This window comes from uncultured Thiodictyon sp., from assembly GCF_903946935.1.
Lineage (GTDB): Bacteria > Pseudomonadota > Gammaproteobacteria > Chromatiales > Chromatiaceae > Thiodictyon.
On record NZ_CAJAXH010000304.1, the window covers coordinates 1 to 4,310 of the forward strand.

The 4,310-nt window shown below is 56.0% G+C and carries 3 protein-coding genes; all 3 read right to left on the minus strand.

All coding sequences use genetic code 11. The features are described from left to right. Window positions 1-28 precede the first annotated feature (28 nt). From QZX93_RS25665 to QZX93_RS25675, 3 genes are read right to left on the minus strand one after another with little or no spacing between them, the layout of a single operon-like run. Complete coding sequence (locus tag QZX93_RS25665) at window positions 29-1,516, minus strand: hypothetical protein (protein WP_295390686.1); 1,488 nt, start codon at window positions 1,514-1,516, stop codon at window positions 29-31. 2 nt (window positions 1,517-1,518) lie between these two features. Beyond that, window positions 1,519-2,553: a hypothetical protein gene (locus QZX93_RS25670; protein ID WP_295390687.1), complete on the minus strand. Its 1,035-nt coding sequence runs from the start codon at window positions 2,551-2,553 to the stop codon at window positions 1,519-1,521. Beyond that, on the minus strand, window positions 2,550-3,509 hold the full coding sequence (locus tag QZX93_RS25675; RefSeq protein ID WP_295390688.1) for a hypothetical protein: 960 nt from the start codon (window positions 3,507-3,509) through the stop codon (window positions 2,550-2,552). The genes QZX93_RS25670 and QZX93_RS25675 overlap by 4 nt, the downstream gene beginning before the upstream one ends. Between the last annotated feature and the right edge of the window lie 801 nt (window positions 3,510-4,310).

A 4,310-nucleotide genomic window follows, 5' to 3' on the forward strand; every position in this document is an offset into this window, starting at 1 on the left:
ATCGTGTCGGTCGAGTTTCATGTGCGCGTCAGGCTGAACGGTGGGGTCCCCGCGACGCCACCAACTGTTGGGGTGCTATCCTCCAACACAATGCCCCCACGCCACCGCGTTCCGGAAGGGGGGGGTCTGAACGATTACGACTCAGGGACTTGACGGATGAGCAGTAGACGGCGTCGTATAAGGGTGCATTGCCTGCGATGTAATTCGTGTCGTGAGCGCGCTTGACAATGCCCTCTGCAATAGCTTCTTGATCATTAGTATTATCCGAAACAAACTTGGGCAGAATGCTCCGTGCTACAGTTACGTTGCGAACGTGCTTACCCCATTCCGATACGTAGTCATCAAGACTGGTGCTTTGTGTCACCCGCCGAAGGCGTTCGACCATTGCCTTCCAATGGCCAATGTCGCCGCTTCCATCATCTTTCAACCAGCGTTGCAGCAGCTTTCGGTCGACGCTAGCGGTTCTGTCCGTCGCCTCATTTAGCCTCACGGCTTCGGGAAAGAAGAGATTCAGCCATTCCACGACGTTGAGCTTCACCTTCACGGAGTTACTGTCAGCCACCGCGGAATCATTCTCGCGGAGGATGGCAAACGCATCTCTCAGTCCCAAGAAGCTTCGGGGATGGCGAAGATACTTGGCCGCATAGTCAGGACCGGTCTCAAGATCACGCGCCGCTAAGAAGATATCGTGGGATCCCGTGATCAGGACAAGACGTATCTGATCGCGGGTACCCGGATTATTGTTGATCCAATCCAGCCTCGCCAGGACCTCGGCGTCTGCTTCGATGGCGTAAGCAGGCTTCCTTATATCTCTATGTTTTGTAAGCGCTTTTCGCCACTCCGTCTTGGTGGCATTAAACTTGACGGAATGTTCAATATTCCTCGCAACATCGGGGCAAGGCAAAGAGCAGCCTAGGGCCGGTACAATGAGCGCTTCCATCGGTATAAAAGCGTTCGCCCTAGCGAGATCGGCAAACCGCTTCAGCTCCAACTCCGGACCTTCGCGGCGTTCCTGGAAAGATGCGATAAGTCTTGGTGCTTCCTGCGCCAGCCGCTCGGCGAGCGCCCTGACCGCGTCCGGGGACGTGGTGGTGCTGTCCTGGATCAGCTGCCTCAATTTAAGCACCGTATTGCCCATCTCATTCTCGACTCTCTCCGTGAGCTGGAGCAGCTTGCGCTGGAGCGCGTCCGCTGTCCTTTGAAGTTCTTCGTCGTGCGGCGGCACCAGCACGAAAGGCCGATGCTTGGCGAAGCCGCATCGGTGGTCAAAGATCAGGTCACATAGGAGCCAAGCGAGCAGAACGACGCTCTGCTCTGTATGCCCCTGATGGAATACATCAGCGTAGCGAGCATTAGTCGGTGGCGACAGGTACAGATGTACAATATCGGTATCAACCGCATAGATGACTTGCCCGCCTGTTTCCTCAAAGGCATGGTCCTGTAGTAGTCCGTCGACATCCAACAGGAGCTTGGCCGCATTCCTAAGGTGACGGATTTCACGGTCGCTGCTAGTCATGATCAGCATTCCACCCGATTTGGTTGCAGAATACTGTCGAAGCGCTGGAACGCAGCGTGAATATCTCCCAGGTCAGTCTCGATCGCGGGACTCCGGGCGGGGCGCTGATCGGAGCTTGGAGGCCAATAATCCTTGGAGATACGGCGCAGGAATGGGGTTGGATCGTCCGCACGAATATCGCCTTCGGTAATGTGCTCCCATGGCATTGGCTGGTCCGGAGTGCTCGGCCGAAGTCCGAGGGCGAAATCGGTTTCGCGTCTAATCACAAGGTAAGGGCTGCTCGGACTCCCCATCAATGCGTTCAGTAGCCAGTTATCGGCTTGGCGAGCCAACTCGTTGTTATCGCAATAAACGAGCCGATGAAGATGGGCTGCAATGTTTGCTAAAGGCATGAATGAGGCGAAACGAGCAGCGGTGATCTCCGGAGTGCCGGGGTGCAAGCGCCGTGCAGCGCTTATGAGCTCACGCGATGCAGCCAAATGGTTTGGCCAATTGTCTGGATCACATTTGCACATAGTTAACCACGCGAAAACGGCGAACCGCGGCTCGGTGTCAGGCAGCGTGACGATGTTGCGGACAATTGGCGGGCCTTCGGCAAATGGCGCGAGAGAGTTGAGATAAGTGAGTGCCCCGTAAGTGGGGTTAACACCACCCCGCTTGGGTATCAGGGAAAGAGCCGGGACAAGCCGGTGTGCGAGCTCGTCTGCTCTAATCAGGGTGGCAAGGTGCAGGACTTCCGGCAGCTGGCGCTCCATATTCGGTTCACGTGCAAGCCGTTCGAAAGCCGTTGCTAGGCCCTTGCGGAAACGGGCCTTGACGTTTAACCGGTCGGGAAATGCACAGTAAATCTGTTCCAGGAAGTCCGCAATCGACTGTCTGCTCGCCATGAGGTTGTGGAGCGGAAAGAAGGCGTATCCGGCAATCTCCCTGTCTGTCGAAGTCAGTGCACAATAGCCTTCTTGGAGCCAATCCGCGAAATCCTCTTCGGTATAGTCGAGGAGAGCTTGGATGTCGTTGGGTTCAAGTGGTCCCGTCATATCAAGAATCCCGCGATTGCTGATCGAACCGTCCCGCGTTCTCTTCCCCGGAGAAGGCGCTCCGCGAAGTCCGCATGGGAGGCTCGACTGGAAGTATCCCTTGGATATAATACCCAGCCTACCGGACGAAATTCGAGATTCAGTGCGCGTAGTGACATCATCGCCGCTATGCGTTCTGGTGCGCCGTCGATCTCGGGCGACCCGTTCTGCAATTTGCCGAGGTGTACGGTTGTACCCCAGTCGGTCGAGGTTGCCTGGTCGGGTTTGACTCGAAAGCGACTGTTGCCGCCGTCAGCGAAAGTTGGACGGGCCACACCGCAGCGATTCGGCTCCGTATCATCGAATACCGCGAGCATCTGGTATTTCTCCAGCGGGGTCTCGAGTCCGAGAACGTCGCGTAGATCATCACCGCTGGCTAGGTGCTCCACCAACACGTCTTCGCGTGTAAACCAAACGTGGCTGACGAGGCACTGGGCCGGGACTTCGTATCCGATGTTGGCATCCGCAGCGAAGACTTGAGAGGGATCCTGTGCGATTGCATCATTGATCGCCTGTATCGTCCTTTGATACGCGTCGAGCCCGGGATCTGACCGCGGGGGAACTGGCTCTGGAATGAGATCGGGATTCGCCATATGGCCGACCCAACGGGTGAGTGTCTCCGACTTCAGCGCATGCGCTAGTCGTTGGCCTGGAACCGGGCTTGAAATGGTAGCGACCATCAAGTGCTTTTCTGGTTGAGCCGCCGAAAAGCCCGACGCGACTCTGGAGATGAGGCCAGTTAGATCCGTAGTGGTGCGGACGTTGGATCGGTCTCTCTCAAGCTCACTGCGCACACTCTCCATGAGTCGGCGAAATCGGTCCAGGGGGAAGAGTCCTTCCTGGAGCGAATCGAGAATGTTGCAGGCTAGGCAGACTCCGCGGTCGTCGGAAAACAAGAGATCGAAGAAGGCGTTCATGACTGTCCTTTGCGTTCTTGTGATATCCCGACGCGGTTGCTTGGGCCAACAGTCCCCGCTACGTCGGTGACGAGGAGAAGCATGATGACAAAAACTTCAAGCGCCTCTGGGAGCCCTGAGCAAACGCAATTCTAAGGCTAGTCAAAGCTGCAGTGTCGGTCAAGGCGCAACTGAGGGGTTGCGCCGCGTGCGCGCAGTGATGCAGCGATATCTGGCGACACCCGTCGGCGGTGAGTCGTTGGCTGGTGGGTCGCGCCGGATTGGCGCCGCGGGTGGTGGGCGCAAGAAGCTGATGATCAAAGATACGACGCTGTTGCGGGACCTGGACGCTCTGGTGGAGCCGACGACACGCGGCGATCCGCCGTCGGCGTTGCGTGGAGCAAATCCATAGAAGATTTTCACCGCACCGTTTCAATGATCTTTTGCGAGCGATCCGCGGATTTGATGAACGCATAAGAATTCCAACCACCAGTAGGTAAATGCGGCCAACAATTCGGTTGCCGCCTCCGGTACCCGACAGCTTCAGTCTGGCTTTCTTGCGTATTTCCTGCCCCGACAGTTCCCGATTCCAAAACACGCGGACGAACCACAGGTCCCAGACCAATACTACTATAATAGGGCACTGAGAGCCAAAACATGACCTGATCATGGTGTTTTAGCTCTCAGAGCCTGTCTAGAAACTAAATTATTGATTTTATAGCAAAAAAATTGTAGAATCTCCGGAATCCATACGAAAATGCGATCTTATTCCGGGTTTCAATATGAATGAAGACAGCATCGAGTCGCCTGCCAGGTATCCTA

What these genes read in the sequence shown, in the direction of transcription:
- QZX93_RS25665 (WP_295390686.1), bottom strand. Translation starts at nt 1,516, where the DNA reads ATGACTAGCAGCGACCGTGAAATCCGTCACCTTAGGAATGCGGCCAAG.
- QZX93_RS25670 (WP_295390687.1), bottom strand. Translation starts at nt 2,553, where the DNA reads ATGACGGGACCACTTGAACCCAACGACATCCAAGCTCTCCTCGACTAT.
- QZX93_RS25675 (WP_295390688.1), bottom strand. Translation starts at nt 3,509, where the DNA reads ATGAACGCCTTCTTCGATCTCTTGTTTTCCGACGACCGCGGAGTCTGC.